The organism is Thalassobius sp. Cn5-15 (genome assembly GCF_022347685.1).
In the GTDB taxonomy this organism is placed as follows: domain Bacteria; phylum Pseudomonadota; class Alphaproteobacteria; order Rhodobacterales; family Rhodobacteraceae; genus Thalassobius.
This window is the reverse complement of the sequence record NZ_JAKRGF010000001.1, coordinates 1,049,680-1,068,699: the sequence shown is the minus strand read 5'-3', so window position 1 is coordinate 1,068,699 and position 19,020 is coordinate 1,049,680. Positions and strand designations below refer to the sequence as shown.

Here is a 19,020-nt window from a genome sequence, read left to right as displayed (position 1 = left end):
CATATCCGGGCGCGACCATGAAAAGCCCCGGCCAGAAAAGGCCGGGGCAGATGGGGCATCACTTATTTGATGCGGTGCCAGTCAGCTGCGTTCCACAGCTCGGAGTCCCAAGTGTTCAGCACAACGCCACCCAGTGTGTTGGCGTGGGCCGATACACGACCACGGTCCACCAGCGGAACAACAGTGTAGCTGTCTTTGGTCAGCATCTCGTTCATCTTGCGCGCCAGTTCGCCGCGTTTTTCCAGCGAACCGGTGCGGCCCAGTTCTGCGACCAGTTCGTCGTAGGCGGGGTCACAGAAACGGTTGATGTTCTCACCCTGCCACTGGGACGAAGGTTTCGGCGCTTTGTCACAGGTGTACTGAGCCAGATAGGCTTCTGGGTCGGTGCCGTCGAAGTTGTTGGCGTACATTTCAACGTCAGCGTAGAACTTCTGGAAGGTGTCAGGCGACCCCGGATCCCCACCGAAGAAGACAGATGCAGAAATGTTGCGCAGTTCGGTTTCAACACCGATCTCGCTCCACCACTGTTTGATCAGCGCTTGGAAGTCCTGACGCACAGCGTTGGTCGAGGTCTGGTAAAGGATCGACAGTTTCACGCCGTCCTTGGCGCGGATGCCGTCGGCACCTTTGACCCAGCCTGCTTCGTCCAGCAGCGCGTTGGCGCCAGCGATGTCCTGAACCAGACAATCGGTGTTGTCGGAGGCGTAGATTGCCGGTGCCGGCACCAGGTTACAGGTCGCACGACCTGCTTTGCCGTAGCCAATTTCCACCAGCAGTTCACGGTCGATCGCCATCGACAGCGCTTTGCGCACGTTGATGTCAGACAGGAAGGGGTGCGGATGTGCTGCGGTCGAACGCTCACCTTCGGCCAGATCGGACGACGGGTTGGTCATGTTCATTTCAATCCGCTCAACCAGTGAGCCGAAAGCTGCAACGGTTTTACCCTTGCCGCCTTTTTCCATGTTTGCGATCACTTCGGGTGCCAGCTGCAGGTTCCAGGCGTAGTCAAATTCGCCGGTTTCCAGAACCGCACGGCCAGCCGCAGTTGCGTCGCCGCCACCTTTGAAGGTCAGGGTCGCAAACGCCGGTTTCGATGCGTCGCGGTACATGGAGTTTGCTTCCATTGAGATCACGTCGTTCGGCTTGAACTCGGTCACAGCAAACGGGCCAGTGCCGATCGGAGCAAAGTTGGCATCGGTGCACTCAGGCGCCTTGGCACCCAGACAGTCAGCGAATTGCGCTTTTTGCAGGATCGGAGATTGGCCGCCCATGAAGGGGCCGTAGGGGTTGGGCTTGGCTTCGTTGAAGGTCACTTTGACGGTCAGTTCGTCCATGACATCAACGCTTTCAACGCCTTCAAACTTCGCCAGCTGGGCGCAGCCACCTTCGGGGTGCATGCAATATTCCGCGGTGAATTTCACGTCTTCGGCGGTTACTGCGGAACCGTCCGACCATTTCAGGCCTGATTTCAGCTTCCATGTGATGGTTTTCAGGTCCTCAGACACGCCACCATTTTCCAACGTCGGAATCTCTTCGGCCAGATAGGGGATCAGCGCGCCGGTCGGATCGTAACGGCCCAGAGGCTCAATGACCAGCGAAGCCGCTTCAATCTCTTTGGTGCCGCTCGACAGATACGGGTTCAGGATCGAGGGAGCTTGCCAATAGATGACATTCACGTGGCCGTCCGCGCCGCGTTCTGCGATCGCTGCTGGCGCCAGGGTGGTCGCCGCAACGGCCCCTAGCATAAGAGTTTTGATTTTCATTTTTCACTCCATGTTGGACACTTCGACAATGGTGTCAGACACCTCATCTCGGTTGTCACAGACTCCCCATACGGGGGGATTCCAGACCCTTCGCCGGGCCATGATTCTCTCCGCGAGCGCAACCTGATCGTTCGATTCCGGCTATTTTTCGTTGGTAACTGTCCCCGAATGCCTCGCGGCTGATGGCATCACAAACCTATTATTTGCAAAAAGCAAGAGATAGTACCGGTGCCCTGAGGCACATACCGCAGTATATATACGGTAAAATGCCAGTAGTGACGTTAGATCGTTTAAAATCCCTGCTTTATGTTGCGGCAGAGGTGCTGACCTGAAGGCGGTGTCGATCTCGCTTTGGTGGAATGTCATGACGTCGTGTCGCGCTTGAGTATGCGGATTTGACACTGGCTTGGCGACGTCTATAGCGTCGGCGCCAATAAGTGATACCAAAAATGGATCAGGGGAATGCTGGATCAACCGATTGCAAAGATCGAAAACCTGCGGGTTGAATTTCAAACCAAAGACGGCCCTGTGGTTGGCGTGGAAGATGTTTCTTTCGACGTAAACCCCGGCGAAACCGTTTGTATTGTTGGTGAATCCGGCTCTGGCAAATCTGTGTCCAGCCTGTCGCTGATGCGTCTGGTGGAATTTGGTGGCGGCGAAATTGCCGACGGCAAATTGCTGTTTGATCGTAAAGATGGCGGCGAAGTTGACCTGGCAAACACCGAACAGGAACTGATGCGTACGATTCGCGGCAACGAGATTGGAATGATCTTTCAGGAGCCGATGACTGCGCTGAATCCCGTATTTACCGTGGGGCGCCAGCTGACCGAAGGTCTGCGCCTGCACAAAGGCCTGTCGAAGGATGAAGCAGAAGCGCGCGCGTTGGATCTGCTGAAACAGGTGCGCATCCCTGAACCGGGGCGCCGTCTGAAACAGTATCCGCATGAGCTGTCTGGCGGTATGCGCCAGCGGGTGGTGATCGCGATGGCGCTGGCCTGCGAACCGCGCCTGTTGATCGCGGATGAGCCGACCACCGCGCTTGATGTGACCATTCAGGCGGAAATTCTGGCGCTGATGGACCGCCTGAAACGCGAAACCGGCACAGCGGTGATGTTCATCACCCACGACATGGCGGTTGTGGCACAGATGGCAGACCGCGTTGTGGTGATGTTCCGGGGCAACAAGGTCGAAGAGGGCACGGTTCAAGAGATTTTTGAAAACCCGCAGCACGAGTACACCAAGGCGCTGCTGGCCGCTGTGCCTAAATTGGGTGAGATGACCGGCAAACCGCTGCCTGAACCGATGAAGCTGTTGGGCCGCGAGGATCAGAACCTTGGTCCGATCAAGGGCACCGATGAGCCCCTGCTAGAGGTCAAAAACCTGATCACGCGCTTCCCGGTGAAGGGCGGTTTTTTCCGCCGTACGGTAGCGAATGTTCACGCGGTAGAGGATGTGAGCTTCACCCTGAACAAGGGGCGCACCCTGTCGCTGGTGGGGGAATCGGGCTGTGGTAAATCCACGGCGGGCCGGTCGATCCTGCGTCTGGTGGAGCCGCAGTCGGGGCGGATCAATCTGGATGGCACAGATATTATGGCGCTGGATCAAGGGGATCTGCGCGCTGCGCGTCTGGATATGCAGATGATCTTTCAGGATCCTTTTGCCTCGCTCAACCCGCAGATGATGCTGGGCGATCAGGTGGCGGAACCGATGCGGAACTACGGCACCCATTCGCGCGCAGAGATGCAGGCGCGGGTCGAAATGCTGTTTGATCGGGTCGAGCTGCCACGAAGTTTCTTGCGCCGCTTCCCGCACGAACTGTCGGGTGGCCAGCGTCAGCGTGTTGCAATTGCCCGCGCACTGGCGCTGAACCCGAAACTGATCATCGCGGATGAGGCGGTATCGGCGCTGGACGTGTCGGTGCAGGCGCAGGTGCTGAACCTGATGATGGAACTTCAGGCGGAACTGGGCCTGTCCTTCCTGTTTATCAGCCACGATATGGCGGTGGTGGAACGGGTCAGCCACGACGTTGGCGTGATGTATCTGGGTCGCATCGTCGAACTGGGTCCGCGTCAGGCGGTCTTTGAAAACCCTCAGCACGCCTACACGCAGGCTTTGATGAAGGCAGTTCCCATCGCCGACCCACACAAGCGCAAGTCAGAGCGCGAGTTGAACTTCAAACCGATCCCGTCGCCGATCCACCCTGTGGGGCACGAGCCGGGTCCGTCAGTCTATGATGAAGTGAGCCCCGGCCACTTCGTCCTCACCTCTGAGAGCGGGTATTGATCCCTGATTTGGCGGCCCTCGGGTCGCCATTTTCATATGCTGGCGATGTCAGCGTGCAGGTGGTCTGCGCCCGTAGATTCACTTGATTGACCTTTCGTTCTGCATATGGTGACCTTATCTGTCTGTTTGATCCGACGGGGGCGTAATATGCCCTATCGCGCCTCAACAGATTGCTTTTGCATCACTTTCCGGCTCTGGTCAGGCATCAGTTCCGACACGCTTTAGAACAAAGGCCGCCCATGACTGCCCTGTTAAGCCCGCGCGATATTCTGGACCAGCTGGTCTCCTTTCCTACTGTCAGCCGTGACACCAACCTCCCCCTCATCGACTGGGTGGAGGGGTATCTGACCAGTCACGGCATCAGCTGTGGGCGTCAGTATAGCGCCGATGGCACCAAGGCCGGGCTTTATGCTCATGTCGGGCCGGATGTTACCGGCGGCGTCGTCCTGTCCGGTCACACCGATGTGGTGCCTGTCGATGGCCAGCCGTGGACCAGTGATCCTTTCACTGTGGTGGAAAAGGACGGCAAGCTTTACGGGCGCGGTACCTGTGACATGAAGGGCTTTGATGCGCTGGCGATCTGGGCGCTGGTTGAGGCGCAGCGCCTGGGTGTCAGCCGTCCGCTGCAAATTGCCTTGTCCTATGACGAGGAAGTGGGCTGCGAAGAGGTGGTGCCGCTGATTGAGCAAATGACGCAGCATTTGCCCAAGGCCTCGGTGGTAATTGTCGGGGAGCCCTCGATGATGAAAACCGTGACCGCACACAAAGGCGGGCGTGCCTTCAGGGTGCACGTGAAGGGATTTGAGGTGCATTCCTCCCTCATCCACACTGGCGTGAATGCGATCATGTTCGGTGCCAAGCTGATTGAATGGGCGAACCAGAACAACGCCACTGCTGCAGCCGCGACACCCTCAGATACCGCGGCGCTTTTTGTGCCGCCGTGGACGTCTACCCATGTCGGTGTGATCAAAGGTGGTACGGCGGGCAATATCACCGCCAAGGATTGCGTGTTCGAGTTGGATTTCCGCAACGTACCGGATGAAAGCAATGATGAGTGGGAGGCACGCCTGCGTGCCAAGGTTGCCGAGGTTGAGGCAGAGATGCAGTCGATTGTGCCTGAAACCTCCATCGAACTTACGCAGACCTTCGATTTGAACGGTCTGGCCCCAGAAGAAAACGGCGCGGCCGAGGCACTGGTGCGCCGCCTGACCGGCGACAATTCAGAAAACGTCGTCAGCTACGGGACAGAGGCAGGGCATTTCCAGAATGCCAGCTACTCTACCGTCGTCTGCGGCCCTGGCGACATCGCTCAGGCCCATCAGCCGGATGAGTTCCTGTCCGTCGCGCAACTGACGGCAGGGCAGGCGTTTATGCGCAAGCTGATTGATGAGGTGCTGTCGTGACAGGCTTCCCCATCGGATTGCACAAACCTGTCGAACATGACGGGCAACTGCCGGATGCGGCGGATGTGTTGATCATCGGTGGCGGTGTTATCGGGGTGATGAGTGCGCTGTTTCTGGCCCGTAAGGGGCAGAAGGTTGTGCTCTTGGAAAAGGGCCGGATTGCGGGCGAACAATCCTCGCGCAATTGGGGCTGGATCCGTCAGACTGGTCGCGACATTGACGAACTGCCCATCGCGATGGAGGCAAACCGCCTCTGGCCGCAATTGCAGGCCGAACTGGGCGAGGATCTGGGGCTGGCGCGTCTGGGTGTGGCCTATCTGGCGGAAAAGCCGCAATCGATTGAACGATATGAGACGTGGCTGAACCTCGCCAAACCGCATGGGATGGACAGCCGTATCCTGACATCTGCCGAGACCAAGGCGCTGTTGCCCGGTGCGACGCGACGCTATCACGGCGCGCTGCATACACCTTCGGATATGAAGGCGGAACCGTGGGTCGCTGTGCCTGCCTTGGCGCGTGCTGCTGCGGCTGCGGGTGTGGTGATCCGCGAAAACTGCGCAGTGCGGGCGCTGGATCTGACCGCAGGGCGCATCGGCGGTGCTGTAACCGAACGGGGGCGCATCCGCGCTGATCAGGTGCTGGTCGCAGGGGGCGCATGGTCGTCGCTGTTCCTGCGCCAATATGGAATCAATATCCCGCAGTTGTCCATTCTGGCACAGGTACTGGCGACCGAGGCGCTGCCAGCGCTGGATATGCCAGCGGCGGGCAATGATCGGCTGGCCTTCCGTCGACGCACCGATGGCGGGTTTACGCTGGCAGAAGGTGGCTGGCACCGGCTGTTTATCGGGCCGGACGCCTTCCGCCATCTGTGGCCTTACCGCGAACAGATCAAAGCGCATCCTTTCGGCGCCTCCTATCACCCGGCAGCGCCTAAGGGGTTCCCAGACGCATGGGGCACCAAGCGCAGCTGGTCGCCAGAGGAAGAAACGCCGTTTGAACGCATGCGTGTGCTGGATCCAAAACCGGTGGAGGCGCGTCAGCGCCGCACGCTGGCCGAATTTGCCCAGCTGTTTCCTGCGCTGGGTGCGCCGCGGATCAAGGCGTCATGGGCTGGCATGATTGATGCGATGCCGGATATCGTTCCGGTGGTCGATCATGCCCCGATAGAGGGCCTGAGCATCTGCACCGGTATGTGCGGTCATGGTTTCGGCATCGGGCCTGCCTTTGGCCGGATCATGGCGGATCTGATCACGGGAGGGGATGTGGGGCATGACCTGACACGCTTCCGGTTATCGCGGTTCAGCGATGGGTCGAAAATGGACATGGGGCCGGGGCTGTGAGTGTTCGGGCGCAGACCACACGCCACCGTATTGTGCGAGGGGAATAAACAATGCCGATCAAGAACCGTATTGCTGAACTGCATGGTGACATCACCGCATGGCGCCGTGATTTTCACCAACATCCTGAGGTGATGTTTGACGTTCACCGCACCGCCAGTGTGGTGGCGGAGAAGCTGCACGCATTTGGCTGCGATGAAGTGGTCGAAGGCATCGGCATCACCGGTGTAGTCGGCACCATCAAAGCAGGCACATCAGATCGAGTGATTGCTCTGCGTGCAGATATGGATGCGCTACCGATGGAGGAAATAACCGGTCTCGACTATGCATCTAAAATACCCGGTGCAATGCATGCCTGTGGCCATGATGGTCACACGGCTATGTTGTTGGGGGCAGCGCAATATCTGTGTGAAACCCGCAACTTCGATGGCACCGTTGTGCTGCTGTTTCAGCCCGCCGAAGAGGGCGGCGCAGGTGGTCTGAAGATGGTCGAGGACGGCTGTATGGATCGCTGGAATGTGGATGAAGTCTATGGCCTCCACAATGCGCCCGGTCTGCCGGTGGGCGAATTTGCGATCCGCTCAGGTCCCCTCATGGCCTCAGCCGATGAGATGGAAATTGTGATTGAGGGCAAGGGCGGACACGCGGCTGAACCGCATCAGGCTGTGGACACAACGCTGGCTGCCGCCCATGTGGTTGTGGCGCTGAACTCTATCGTGGCGCGCAATGTGGATCCGGTTAAGCAGGCGGTGCTGACGGTCGCGACCTTTATCACCGAAAGCGACACTCAGAACGTCATCCCGCAGACCGCCAAGCTGCGGGGCACTGTGCGGTGTTTTGAACCCGAGGTGCGCGATCTGATGGAGGAGCGGGTCCGGGCCGTCGCCACAGCCACCGCAGCGGCTTATGGCGCCACCGCGCATATTGAATATGTCCGCGGCTACCCGCCCACGGTGAACAGCGACCTTGAGACTGCCCATGCGGTGAAGGCAGCAGAGGCTGTGGGCACAAAGGTTGAAGCGAACGCAAACCCGATTATGCCCGCCGAAGATTTTTCCTATATGCTGGAGGCACGGCCGGGCGCCTATATCTTCCTTGGCAATGGCGACAGCGCCGCTTGTCACCATCCCGCCTATGACTTCGCCGATGATGCGGCGCCTTATGGCACCAGCTTCTTTGCCGAGTTGATCGAACAGCGTCTGCCGCGCCGATAACCTAAACCTTGATGATACCTGATGCCCGCTAAAAACCGATTTGCCGAATTGCTGCCCGAAATTACCGCATGGCGCCGTGACATCCACACCCATCCAGAGGTGATGTATGCCACCCACCGCACTGCCGCGCTGGCCGCTGAAAAACTGCGCGCCTTTGGCTGCGATGAGGTGGTGGAGGGCATTGGCCAGACCGGGGTTGTCGGCATCATCAAGGGCACATGTGATACCAAGGGCCGTGTCATCGGTCTGCGCGCCGATATGGACGCGTTGCCGATGCAGGAACAGACTGGCCTGGAGTATGCATCCGAGGTTCCGAACGCGATGCACGCCTGTGGTCACGACGGCCACACCGCAATGCTCTTGGGGGCGGCGCAATATCTGGCAGAGACGCGGAATTTTGACGGTCAGGTCGCGCTGATTTTTCAGCCAGCAGAGGAGGGCGGCAATGGCGCCCTTGCGATGGTTGAGGATGGCATGATGGACCGTTGGGGTATTGATGAGGTTTACGCGCTGCACAATGCCCCCAGCCTGCCAACCGGATATTTCGCCACCCGCAAGGGGCCGATGCTGGCGGCCGTCGATTTCTTCACCATCGAGATTGAGGGCAAGGGCGGCCATGCGGCCGAGCCGCAAAACACCATCGACCCCACCTTGATGGGATCGCAACTGCACCAGTCTTTGCAAACGCTGGTCAGTCGCACCATTGATCCGGTGGACCGCGCGGTGGTGTCTGTTACTGCGTTCCATACGGGATCGGATGTATATAATGTGATCCCCCACACCGCGACGCTGAAGGGGACTGTGCGCAGTTTTAACCCGGCTACCCGCGACATGCTGGAACAGCGCATGCAGGCGATGTGTGAGGCCGTGGCGGCAACACATGGCGGACAGATTACGCTAAGCTATGATCGTATCACCCCCGCCACCATCAATTCGGACGCAGAGGCGGGATTTGCCGTTGATGTGGCGACCGCTGTTGCTGGCGGCTGTGTCGAGGCGTCGCTGTCACTAGGTGGCGAAGATTTTTCCTATATGTTAGCGGTACGCCCCGGTGCCTTTGTCATGGTTGGCAATGGCGACAGTGCCCCGCTGCATCATCCCGAATACGACTTCAACGATGAGGCGATCCCGAACGGGTGTAGCTTCTTTGCTGAGTTGGTTGAACAACGTCTGTCGCGCAGCTGAGCGTGGCCAAAACCAAAAGAACCCAAAAGGATCCGTTATGCCGACGAAGAACCGTTTTGCCGAACTGCTGCCCGAAATCACCGCGTGGCGCCGCGATCTGCATGAAAACCCCGAACTGCTGTTTGAAACCCACCGCACCGCTGCCATCGTTGCGGACAAGCTGAAAGAGTTTGGCTGCGATGAGATTGTCACCGGTATCGGCCGCACCGGCGTTGTGGGCGTGATTAAGGGAAACAAGACATCCTCCGGCAAGGTGATTGGCCTGCGCGCTGACATGGACGCCCTGCCGATCCACGAACAAACAGGGCTGGACTATGCGTCGAAAACCGATGGCGCGATGCACGCTTGTGGTCACGATGGTCACACTGCGATGCTCTTGGGCGCGGCGAAATATCTGGCCGAAACCCGTAATTTCGATGGCACCGTTGTGGTGATCTTCCAGCCTGCCGAAGAGGGCGGCGGCGGCGGTCGTGAGATGTGCGAAGACGGCATGATGGACCGCTGGAATATCCAAGAGGTCTACGGCATGCACAATTGGCCGGGCCACGCGCTGGGCAGTTTTGCGATCCGCCCGGGTGCCTTCTTTGCGGCTACCGATACCTATGAGGTGGTGTTCGAAGGTAAAGGCGGTCACGCAGCGAAGCCGCATGAAACCATTGATACCAACGTGATGACCGCAACGGCAGTGACCACGTTGCAATCCATCGCCTCGCGCAATGCAGATCCGGTGGATCAAGTCGTTGTCTCTGTCACGGCGATGGAAAGCTCGTCCAAAGCGTTCAACGTGATCCCGCAGCGCGTCACCATTCGTGGCACCGTGCGCACCATGTCCAAGGAGATGCGCGATCTGGCGGAAAAGCGGATCAATGAGATCTGCACCGGCGTTGCGGCCACCTTTGGCGGCAGTGCAGATGTGAACTACATGCGCGGCTATCCGGTGATGGTGAACCATGAAGAGCAGACGGCGTTTGCCGCAGACGTGGCCCGTTCGATCACTGGCCAGTGTGATGACGCCCCGTTGGTTATGGGCGGCGAAGACTTCGCCTATATGCTAGAGGAACGCCCGGGTGCCTATATTCTGGTCGGCAACGGCGACACCGCTGCAGTGCACCACCCTGAATACAACTTCGATGACGAAGCGATCCCCGCCGGCTGCAGCTGGTGGGCCGAGATCGTCGAGCAGCGCATGCCCACCGCCTAAAGCGGCGCGGCATACGCCACAGTTAGAGACAGCCGGGCAGGGGAGACCTTGCCCGGTTTTTCGTTGTTCAGGTCCTTCTCAACAGTTGATGCAGGTATGTCGCCGCTGATGCCAGCGGTTCAAATCGGTTGGTTTAACGCGTTTGCCGCGATGCGTTCTGGGAAAGCTGGGAATGTCTGGAACCTTCTGGGTTTCTAGCTTGGGAACTTATGGGAATTACCTATGAACCCATCAAACGAATCACTTTATTGATAGGTTTATGGGTGAATTTAAGCCGGAGTGGCTGTTGTCCCCGATGGTGCATGGAAAAATTTGGGTCAAAATGGGAAAAATTTTGGGCAGCTCAGATTCGGCGTTAAAGACCTATATGTGGTGTTATATCACCCTTAAAGGCCATATCAGTGGTAACGAGGTGCTCACTTTCCGGTGAGATGATTCTTAATAAGAGTCAATAGCCCACTGTTCTGGATGAAAAAAACTATTGCGCCCCATCAATTCCCATGCGATCCATGTTTCACACGATGAGAACGGGATCAGGGGCGACAGACCCCGCTTAAATAAAAAGATCCGAGTCAGGTTTCATACAGGCACCCGCTTTCATCGAGATAAGAGATCCGGCGCGCGGGCGAGCAGACATCCCCCCAGGTGGCGCGCGCAGCTGGACAAACCCGCAAAGCGGGACGAGAGCGGCGAATTGGGCAGTGGCAGCAGCTCAATTCGCCGTTTCGCTTTCATCCTAGGGGAGGGTGGTAGCACAACGCCAAGCGGCATCGAGCCGTGCGGTCACAGTAATGAGGACGGGCTAGAACAGTGGGTCTGAGTTTCAGAGGCGAGTTCAACCAAAAGGTTGACGGTAAGGGTCGGATGTCGATCCCTGCTGATTTTCGCCGTGTGCTCGAATCCGGTGATCCGAACCATCCTGAAAACCCCAATCCGCGTATGGTGGTCCTTTATGGTCCGCACCTGAAGAACAAGCTTCAGGCCTACACGATCGAAGCCATGGCCGAGATCGAGGCAGACATCAAAGCGATGCCGCGCGGGTCCAAAAGCCGTCAGATGGCCAGCCGGATGATCCTTGGTAAATCCTGGGAAACCGAAATTGACCGCGATGGCCGTATTGTTCTGCCCAAAGAGCGCCGCGCCCAGATTGAACTGGACGGTGAAGCGGTGATGGTCGCAATGGGCGATCACTTTGAGATCTGGAACGCGGCCACATACGACGAACTTGAAAATGCCGAAATCGAGGCCTTCCTTGACGAAATGCCGGATGATTTCGATCCCATGTCCCTGTTGGATGATACTGGAGGGGAATAATCTATGACCGATGCGGTCCACCCCTCTGATGATGCACCACATATCCCGGTACTGATCCGCCCGCTGATCGCGGCGGTATCGCCCGTCTTTGGCCGTTGGCTGGACGGCACCTTTGGGGCGGGCGGTTATACGCGCGAATTGCTGCTGGCTGGGGCGGATAAGGTTTACGCCGTTGACCGTGACCCGCTGGCGTTTGAACTGGCTGCGCCTTGGGTTGGCGCATACGGTGATCGGATTGAACTGGTTCAGGGCGTGTTTTCGCGTCTTGATGAATACGCCTGCGCACTGGACGGTGTGGTTTTGGATCTGGGTGTCAGTTCGATGCAGCTGGATCTGGCCGAACGAGGCTTTTCTTTCATGAAGGACGGCCCGTTGGATATGCGTATGTCGCAATCGGGTCGTTCGGCTGCGGACATTGTGAACGAGGCAACTGAGGTCGAGCTGGCCGATATCCTTTTCCTTTACGGGGAAGAGCGGGCTAGCCGCCGCATTGCCAAGGCGATTTTGCGTGAACGTGCGATCGCGCCGATCACCACGACGCTGAAACTGGCAGAGATCATCGAGAGCTGCCTGCCGCGCAAGAAGCCAGGGCAGAGCCATCCGGCCACGCGCTCTTTTCAGGCGCTACGGATTGCGGTGAATGATGAGTATGGCGAATTGATCAAGGGCCTTGAGGCCGCTGAACGCGCGCTGAAACCTGGCGGTCAGTTGGCGGTTGTGACCTTCCACTCGGTCGAGGATCGGATGGTCAAGCGGTTCTTCCAGCAACGCTCCGGCGGGGCGAAAACGACGAACCGCTACGCGCCGATGACACAGGCGGCTCCAGCGCAGTTCACGTTGAAATCCAAGAAAGCCATTGGTCCTGACGATCAGGAGTTGGCGGAAAACCCGCGCTCGCGCTCTGCGAAGCTGCGGGTGGGGATCCGCACCGATGCGCCGGCAGGACCCTGTGACCGCAAAGGTCTGGGCATGCCAATGTTGAAAGGGGATCGCTGATGCGTTCATTTTTCTTCCTGCTGACGGCGCTGGCTGTGATTGGCACGGCCTTTTGGGGCTACCGTGAAAATTACCGCACGCAGACGGCGCTGGATCACAATGAAGATTTGCAGCGCTCTATCGGGCAGGCGCGGTCGCGGCTGATGGTTTTGCGCGCCGAATGGGCCTATCTGAACCGTCCTGACCGGCTGCGCGATCTGGCTGACATCAACTTTGACAAACTGGGTCTGTTGCCACTGGCGCCGGAACAGTTCGGCAATGCCGATCAGGTCAGCTACCCAGAAGAAAATGCGCCGCTCAACCTGTCGGATACGATCGAGGTTTCCAACATGGAGGCGCTCAGATGATCCGCACCCCGCTACGTCCGCTGGCTCAGATCCTTGAGGCCCGCCGTCTGGGGGAAAACCCCGACGCGATTGAGCGCGAAAACATTCGTCTGCGTCATGAAGATATGCGTGACAAGGCCCGTAGCCGTGCCGAGGGGCGGCTGATCGTACTGGGGCTGTTTTTTGCTGTTGCTTTTGTCGCTGTGGGGGGGCGCATGGCGACGCTGGCCGCCACCGACCCGACAGAGCCGCGCGCCAATGCCGCCGGTGCCTCTATTGTGGCGCAGCGGGCCGATATTGTGGACCGTGAGGGGCGCATTCTGGCGACCAACCTTGAAACATTCTCGCTCTACGCGGTGCCGCCGCAGATGATCGAACCGGAACACGCCGCAACCGAACTGGCGCGGATCTTTCCAGAGTTGAAGCGCGCTGACTTGCTGAAAAGCTTCACCGGGAAGCGTAAGTTCCTTTGGATTCGCAAGAAGTTGAGTCCTGAGCAGAAGCAGGCGGTGCATGACATTGGCGAACCCGGCCTGCTGTTTGGTCCGCGCGAAATGCGCCTTTACCCGAACGGTCGTCTGGCCGCGCATATCATGGGGGGGGCCAGTTTCGGTCGCGAAGGTGTGCATGCGGCTGAGGTGGTGGGTGTTGCCGGTGTCGAAAGCCTTTTTGACAATGCGCTGCGTGATCCCGCCAATCAGGGTCGTCCGCTGCAGTTGTCTGTGGATCTGTCGGTGCAGGCTGCAGCGGAACAGGTGCTTTACGGCGGCATGAAGCTGATGAATGCCAAAGGCGCAGCTTCGGTGCTATTGGACGTGCACACGGGCGAGATTATCTCGATGGTGTCGCTACCTGATTTTGATCCGAACACCCGCCCCACGGTATTGACCGAAGGCGACGCCAGCGACAGCCCGTTGTTCAACCGCGTGGTGCAGGGGGTGTATGAGCTCGGCTCGACCTACAAAATTTTCGCCGCCGCACAGGCGATGGAACTTGGTTTGGCCAATCCGACCACGCTTTATGATACGCGCGGCCCGCTGCGCTGGGGCAAGCACAAGATCCGTGATTTCCGCAATTACGGCAATGAGATGACGCTGACCAAGATCATCGTCAAATCCTCCAACATCGGCACCGCGCGGGTGGCGCAGCAGATCGGGATTGAACGCCAACAGGATTTCCTGCGCCGTCTTGGTCTGCTTGAGGCAACGCCGGTCGAGTTGACAGAGGCTTCGGGTGGTAAACCCTTGTTGCCAAAGAACTGGTCGGAGCTTTCGACCATGACGATTTCCTACGGCCACGGCATTTCTGCGACGCCGATGCATCTGGCTGCGGCCTATGCCGCGATCGCGAATGGCGGCACGGTTGTGCAGCCGACCTTGCTGAAACAGAAGGGGCCGCAGAACGGCGAACGTGTTATGTCGACCGAAGTCGCCGCTGCCAGCCGTGAAATGCTGCGCAAAGTGGTTACTGAAGGCACCGCGTCCTTTGGTGAGGTGAAGGGATATGCCGTCGGCGGTAAAACCGGCACGGCGGATAAACCCAAGGAACGGGGGGGCGGCTATTATGATGACAAGGTGATTGCCACCTTTGCATCGATGTTTCCCGCTCATGATCCGCGCTATGTGCTGGTGGTGACGCTGGATGAGCCGGTTGAAACCTCAGGTGAGGAACCGCGCCGCACGGCAGGCTGGACTGCTGTTCCGGTGGCGGCAGAAATGATCCGTCGCGTCGCGCCGATGCTGGGAATGCGGCCTACGATTGAACCCGCGCAGACGGCTGGTATAACCCTGACATCAAACTAAGCTGGGCCAGTGCCCGGTATGGCCCTTTCTGTGGGCCACATAGCCACAAAGGGCAAAACATGGCAGAGCAGGGCAAAACCCTTGGTGATTTGGGATTGACCGCTATCGGCGGGCGTAATCCTGTCATTTCAGATATTTGCGTCGACAGTCGCGCGGTTGCAACGGGGGCGCTGTTTGCGGCATTGCCCGGCACGCAGGTGCATGGTGCACAGTTTATCCCGATGGCGCTGGAACAGGGCGCGGCAGCGGTGCTGACCGACGCGACTGGCGCGGCATTGGCCCGCGATGCGCTGGAAACCGCCGATGTGGCGGTGGTGGTGGCAGAAGACCCGCGCCAGACGTTGTCTTACACCTCTGCGCTGTGGTTTGGCGCCCAGCCGCGCAACATGATCGCGGTCACCGGCACCAACGGCAAAACCTCGGTCTCGACCTTCGCACGTCAGATATGGATGGAACTGGGGGAGGCTGCGGTCAACCTCGGCACCACAGGGGTCGAGGGCGCATGGACAGCGTCGCTGCACCACACAACGCCAGAACCGATCACCCTGCACCGCACTTTGGCCGCTGCCGCAGCCGAAGGCATCACCCATGCCGCGATGGAGGCGTCAAGCCACGGTTTGGCGCAGCGCCGTCTGGATGGTGTGCATCTGAAGGCGGCGGGGTTCACCAACTTCACGCAGGATCACCTCGATTACCACGAAACCTTTGAGGAATATTTCAACGCCAAGGCGGGTCTCTTTACCCGCGTGTTGCCCGATGAGGGCACGGTGGTGGTGAACATCGACGATCCACGCGGGCAGGATGTGGTGGCATTGGCCGAGGAACGTGGTCAGAAGGTCATCAGCGTGGGCCGCACGCCGGATGCGGATCTGCAACTGCAGGGCCAACGCTTTGACGCCACGGCGCAAGAACTGCGCTTTGCCTATCGTGGAAAGGTCCAGCATTGCCGCCTGCCGCTGATCGGCGGGTTTCAGGCGGAAAACGTTCTGCTGGCGGCGGGCTTGGTGATTGCCTGTGGTGCCGATCCGCAGGCGGTCTTTGACACGCTGCCACACCTTGGCACCGTACGGGGCCGTATGCAGTTGGCTGCAACCCGTCAGAATGGCGCGGCGGTCTTTGTCGATTACGCGCACACACCTGATGCGGTGGAAACCGCGCTGAAGGCCCTGCGTCCGCATGTGATGGGGCGTTTGGTGGTCATTGTCGGTGCCGGCGGGGATCGTGACCGCACCAAACGTCCGCTGATGGGGCAGGCGGCGCTTGAGAACGCCGATCTGGTCATTGTCAGTGATGACAACCCGCGCAGCGAGGATCCGGCCGTGATCCGTCAAGAGGTTCTGCTGGGCTGCCCCGGCGCGATGGAGGTTGGCGACCGCGCCGAGGCGATCCTGCGCGGCGTTGATGCACTGGGGGCTGGTGACGCGCTATTGGTTGCGGGTAAAGGGCATGAGAGCGGTCAGACCGTTGGGGATGTGATCTATCCCTTTGATGATGTTGAACAGGCCAGCTTGGCGGTAGCGGCACTGGATGGAGGTGTGACATGACCCTTTGGACAGCGCAGGAGGCCGCCGTCGCAACGGGCGGGCAGGCGGTCGGCGACTGGTCGGTAAACGGCGTGTCGATTGACACCCGCAGCATTCAGCCCGGTGATTTGTTCGTGGCGCTGAAGGCTGCCCGCGATGGTCATGATTTCGTGGCGCAGGCCTTGGCCAAGGGCGCTGGCGCTGCATTGGTCACCCATCGTCCCGAAGGCGTGGCAGAGGATGCGCCGCTGCTCATAGTGGCGGACGTGTTGCCCGCGCTAGAGGATCTGGGCCGCGCCGCCCGTGCACGCACGGATGCGAAGGTGGTAGCCGTGACCGGATCAGTTGGCAAAACCTCCACCAAGGAAATGCTGCGCGATGTGTTGTCTGCGCAGGGCAACACGCATGTGGCAGAGGCCAGCTATAACAACCACTGGGGCGTGCCGCTGACGCTGGCGCGGATGCCTGCGGGCTGCGATTTTGCAGTGATCGAAATTGGTATGAACCACCCCGGTGAGATCGCCCCACTGGCACAGATGGCACGGCCGCATGTGGCGATGATCACCACCGTCGCCGCCGCCCATCTGGAAGCGTTTGAAAACATCGACGGTATCGCGCATGAAAAGGCCGCGATCTTCGACGGGCTGGAACCGGGCGGCGTGGCGGTCACCAACGGTGATCTGGACACTGCTGTGATCCTGGAGGCAAAGGCGTCTGAAAAGGCGGTGCAAACCCTGTTGTTTGGGGAGGACGCGCGCAATAGTTACCGCATAAATGATCTGAAGCTGATTGATACCGTCACCGTGGCCGAAGGGCAGGCGGGTGATCTGCCGGTGCTCTACAAGGTGATGGCTGCAGGCCGCCACTTCGCCGTCAACGGCATGGGCGTTCTGGCTGTGGTTGATGCGCTGGGTCTGGATGTGGCGCTGGCTGCGAGCGATCTGGCCCGCTGGTTGCCGCCTGCGGGACGGGGTGCACGCGAACAGGTGCTTCTGGATCCGGTGATGAGGGAACAGGTGGTTGAGCTGATTGATGACGCCTTTAACGCCAATCCAACGTCGATGGTGGCGGCACTCGAGGTGCTGGCCGCTGCGAAACCGACCGACGGCTTGGGGCGTCTCAAGAAAGGACGGCGGATTGCGGTTCTGGGGGATATGCTGGAACTGGGTCCTGATGAAATGACGCTGCACGCCGCTATCGCCGATCTGCCGTTTCTGGAACAGCTGGATCTGATCCACTGTGTCGGTCCACGAATGAAACGCCTCTGGGCTATTTTGCCAGAGGGATTGCGTGGTGACTGGGTCGAAGACGCGGGAGCCATGGCTGAAAACGCCCACCGTGTGATCGATGCAGGCGATGTTGTGCTGATCAAAGGTTCCAAGGGGTCAAAAGTATCTAAGGTTGTTGACGCCATCCGAAAACTGGGTCATGCCGCCTCCCATTCCGAACAAAGGGCCTGAGAATGCTATTTTGGTTGACCGAACTGTCAGACGGCGGCGATTTTTTTAACCTGTTTCGCTACATCACTTTCCGCGCGGGTGGGGCGTTTATGACCGCGCTGCTGTTCGGTTTCCTTTTTGGCAAGCCGTTGATCAACGTGCTGCGGCGCAAGCAGGGCAAGGGGCAGCCGATCCGGGATGACGGGCCCGAGGGCCATTTCGTCAAAGCGGGCACGCCCACGATGGGGGGGCTGCTGATTGTCGGGGCTTTGCTGACCTCGACCTTCCTCTGGGCGCGGCTGGATAACGCGTTTGTTTGGCTGGTGTTGTTTGTCACTATGAGCTTTGCCGCCATTGGATTTGCCGACGATTACGCCAAAGTGTCCAAACAAAACACCGCAGGTGTGCCGGGTAAGGTGCGGTTGCTGCTGGGGTTTCTGATTTCAGGCATCGCGGGATTCTGGGCCACTTGCTATCATCCTGAGATGTTGCAAAACCAGCTGGCGCTGCCAGTGTTTAAGGACACGTTGGTCTATCTGGGTTACTTCTTCATTCCCTTTGCGATGATCGTCATTGTCGGGTCCGCCAATGCGGTGAACCTGACCGATGGTCTGGACGGGTTGGCGATTATGCCGGTGATGATTGCCGCGGCAACGCTGGGTGTGATCGCCTATGCGGTGGGACGTGTTGACTTCACCACTTACCTTGATGTGCACTACGTGCCCGGCACTGGTGAAATCCTGATCTTCGTTGCCGGCCTGATCGGCGGCGGCCTTGGCTTCCTGTGGTATAACGCTCCGCCCGCAGCTGTGTTCATGGGGGACACCGGCTCGCTGGCACTGGGTGGCGCACTGGGCGCCATCGCGGTGGCCACCAAGCACGAGATTGTCTGGGCCGTGATCGGCGGGTTGTTCGTGGTTGAGGCGCTGAGCGTGATCATTCAGGTGCTCTACTTCAAGCGGACTGGCAAGCGCGTCTTCCTCATGGCGCCGATCCACCACCATTATGAGAAGAAAGGCTGGGCCGAGCCGCAGATCGTGATCCGGTTCTGGATCATCGCGCTGATCCTCGCCATGATCGGTCTGGCGACGCTGAAGATCCGCTAAGGCGGTTTGGAAGTCAGAGTTTAGGAAAGGCGCGCCCGGTCATGGGCGCGCCTTTTTCTTTGGTGGAGGCACGTGTGGGCGGCTCCCGCAGGTTGAGTATTTTTTGATCATTGAAAGAAGGGCGCGGT

The 19,020-nt window shown here is 59.1% G+C and carries 14 protein-coding genes; 13 read left to right on the top strand and 1 reads right to left on the bottom strand.

Annotated elements, in window-relative coordinates:
- Nucleotides 1-62: 62 nt before the first annotated feature.
- The gene (locus MHM86_RS05060) at nt 63-1,763 is read right to left on the bottom strand and encodes a peptide ABC transporter substrate-binding protein (protein ID WP_239196565.1); all 1,701 of its coding nucleotides are present in this window, start codon (nt 1,761-1,763) and stop codon (nt 63-65) included.
- 462 nt (nt 1,764-2,225) lie between these two features.
- Here MHM86_RS05060 and MHM86_RS05055 point away from each other — a divergent pair, with 462 nt between their 5' ends.
- The 13 genes from MHM86_RS05055 to mraY all read left to right on the top strand — a co-directional run bounded on the left by MHM86_RS05055 (nt 2,226) and on the right by mraY (nt 18,892).
- Entirely contained in the window at nt 2,226-4,046 is a 1,821-nt protein-coding gene (locus MHM86_RS05055) for an ABC transporter ATP-binding protein (RefSeq protein ID WP_239196563.1), read from the top strand.
- A 239-nt stretch (nt 4,047-4,285) separates the two neighbouring features.
- Entirely contained in the window at nt 4,286-5,449 is a 1,164-nt protein-coding gene (argE, locus tag MHM86_RS05050; RefSeq protein ID WP_239196561.1) for an acetylornithine deacetylase, read from the top strand.
- The gene (locus tag MHM86_RS05045) at nt 5,446-6,789 is read left to right on the top strand and encodes an FAD-binding oxidoreductase (protein ID WP_239196559.1); all 1,344 of its coding nucleotides are present in this window, start codon (nt 5,446-5,448) and stop codon (nt 6,787-6,789) included. The genes argE and MHM86_RS05045 overlap by 4 nt, the downstream gene beginning before the upstream one ends.
- Nucleotides 6,790-6,839: 50 nt before the next feature.
- A complete protein-coding gene (locus MHM86_RS05040) occupies nt 6,840-8,000 on the top strand; it encodes a M20 aminoacylase family protein (RefSeq protein ID WP_239196557.1) in 1,161 nt (386 codons plus the stop codon).
- Between the two features lie 21 nt (nt 8,001-8,021).
- Nucleotides 8,022-9,185 (top strand): M20 aminoacylase family protein, encoded by a 1,164-nt coding sequence (locus MHM86_RS05035; protein ID WP_239196555.1) that lies wholly within the window; start codon nt 8,022-8,024, stop codon nt 9,183-9,185.
- A 37-nt stretch (nt 9,186-9,222) separates the two neighbouring features.
- Nucleotides 9,223-10,386, top strand: a complete 1,164-nt coding sequence (locus MHM86_RS05030; RefSeq protein ID WP_239196553.1) for a M20 aminoacylase family protein — start codon at nt 9,223-9,225, stop codon at nt 10,384-10,386.
- A gap of 810 nt (nt 10,387-11,196) precedes the next feature.
- A complete protein-coding gene (gene mraZ / locus MHM86_RS05025) occupies nt 11,197-11,700 on the top strand; it encodes a division/cell wall cluster transcriptional repressor MraZ (protein ID WP_370644035.1) in 504 nt (167 codons plus the stop codon).
- A 3-nt stretch (nt 11,701-11,703) separates the two neighbouring features.
- Nucleotides 11,704-12,696 (top strand): 16S rRNA (cytosine(1402)-N(4))-methyltransferase RsmH, encoded by a 993-nt coding sequence (rsmH, locus tag MHM86_RS05020; RefSeq protein ID WP_239196549.1) that lies wholly within the window; start codon nt 11,704-11,706, stop codon nt 12,694-12,696.
- A complete protein-coding gene (locus MHM86_RS05015; RefSeq protein ID WP_239196547.1) occupies nt 12,696-13,043 on the top strand; it encodes a cell division protein FtsL in 348 nt (115 codons plus the stop codon). The genes rsmH and MHM86_RS05015 overlap by 1 nt, the downstream gene beginning before the upstream one ends.
- Nucleotides 13,040-14,824, top strand: a complete 1,785-nt coding sequence (locus MHM86_RS05010; protein ID WP_239196545.1) for a penicillin-binding protein 2 — start codon at nt 13,040-13,042, stop codon at nt 14,822-14,824. The genes MHM86_RS05015 and MHM86_RS05010 overlap by 4 nt, the downstream gene beginning before the upstream one ends.
- Nucleotides 14,825-14,883: 59 nt before the next feature.
- Nucleotides 14,884-16,368 (top strand): UDP-N-acetylmuramoyl-L-alanyl-D-glutamate--2,6-diaminopimelate ligase, encoded by a 1,485-nt coding sequence (locus MHM86_RS05005; RefSeq protein ID WP_239196543.1) that lies wholly within the window; start codon nt 14,884-14,886, stop codon nt 16,366-16,368.
- On the top strand, nt 16,365-17,807 hold the full coding sequence (gene murF / locus MHM86_RS05000; protein WP_239196541.1) for a UDP-N-acetylmuramoyl-tripeptide--D-alanyl-D-alanine ligase: 1,443 nt from the start codon (nt 16,365-16,367) through the stop codon (nt 17,805-17,807). The genes MHM86_RS05005 and murF overlap by 4 nt, the downstream gene beginning before the upstream one ends.
- A 2-nt stretch (nt 17,808-17,809) precedes the next feature.
- A complete protein-coding gene (mraY, locus tag MHM86_RS04995) occupies nt 17,810-18,892 on the top strand; it encodes a phospho-N-acetylmuramoyl-pentapeptide-transferase (RefSeq protein WP_239196539.1) in 1,083 nt (360 codons plus the stop codon).
- The last annotated feature ends 128 nt before the right edge of the window (nt 18,893-19,020 follow it).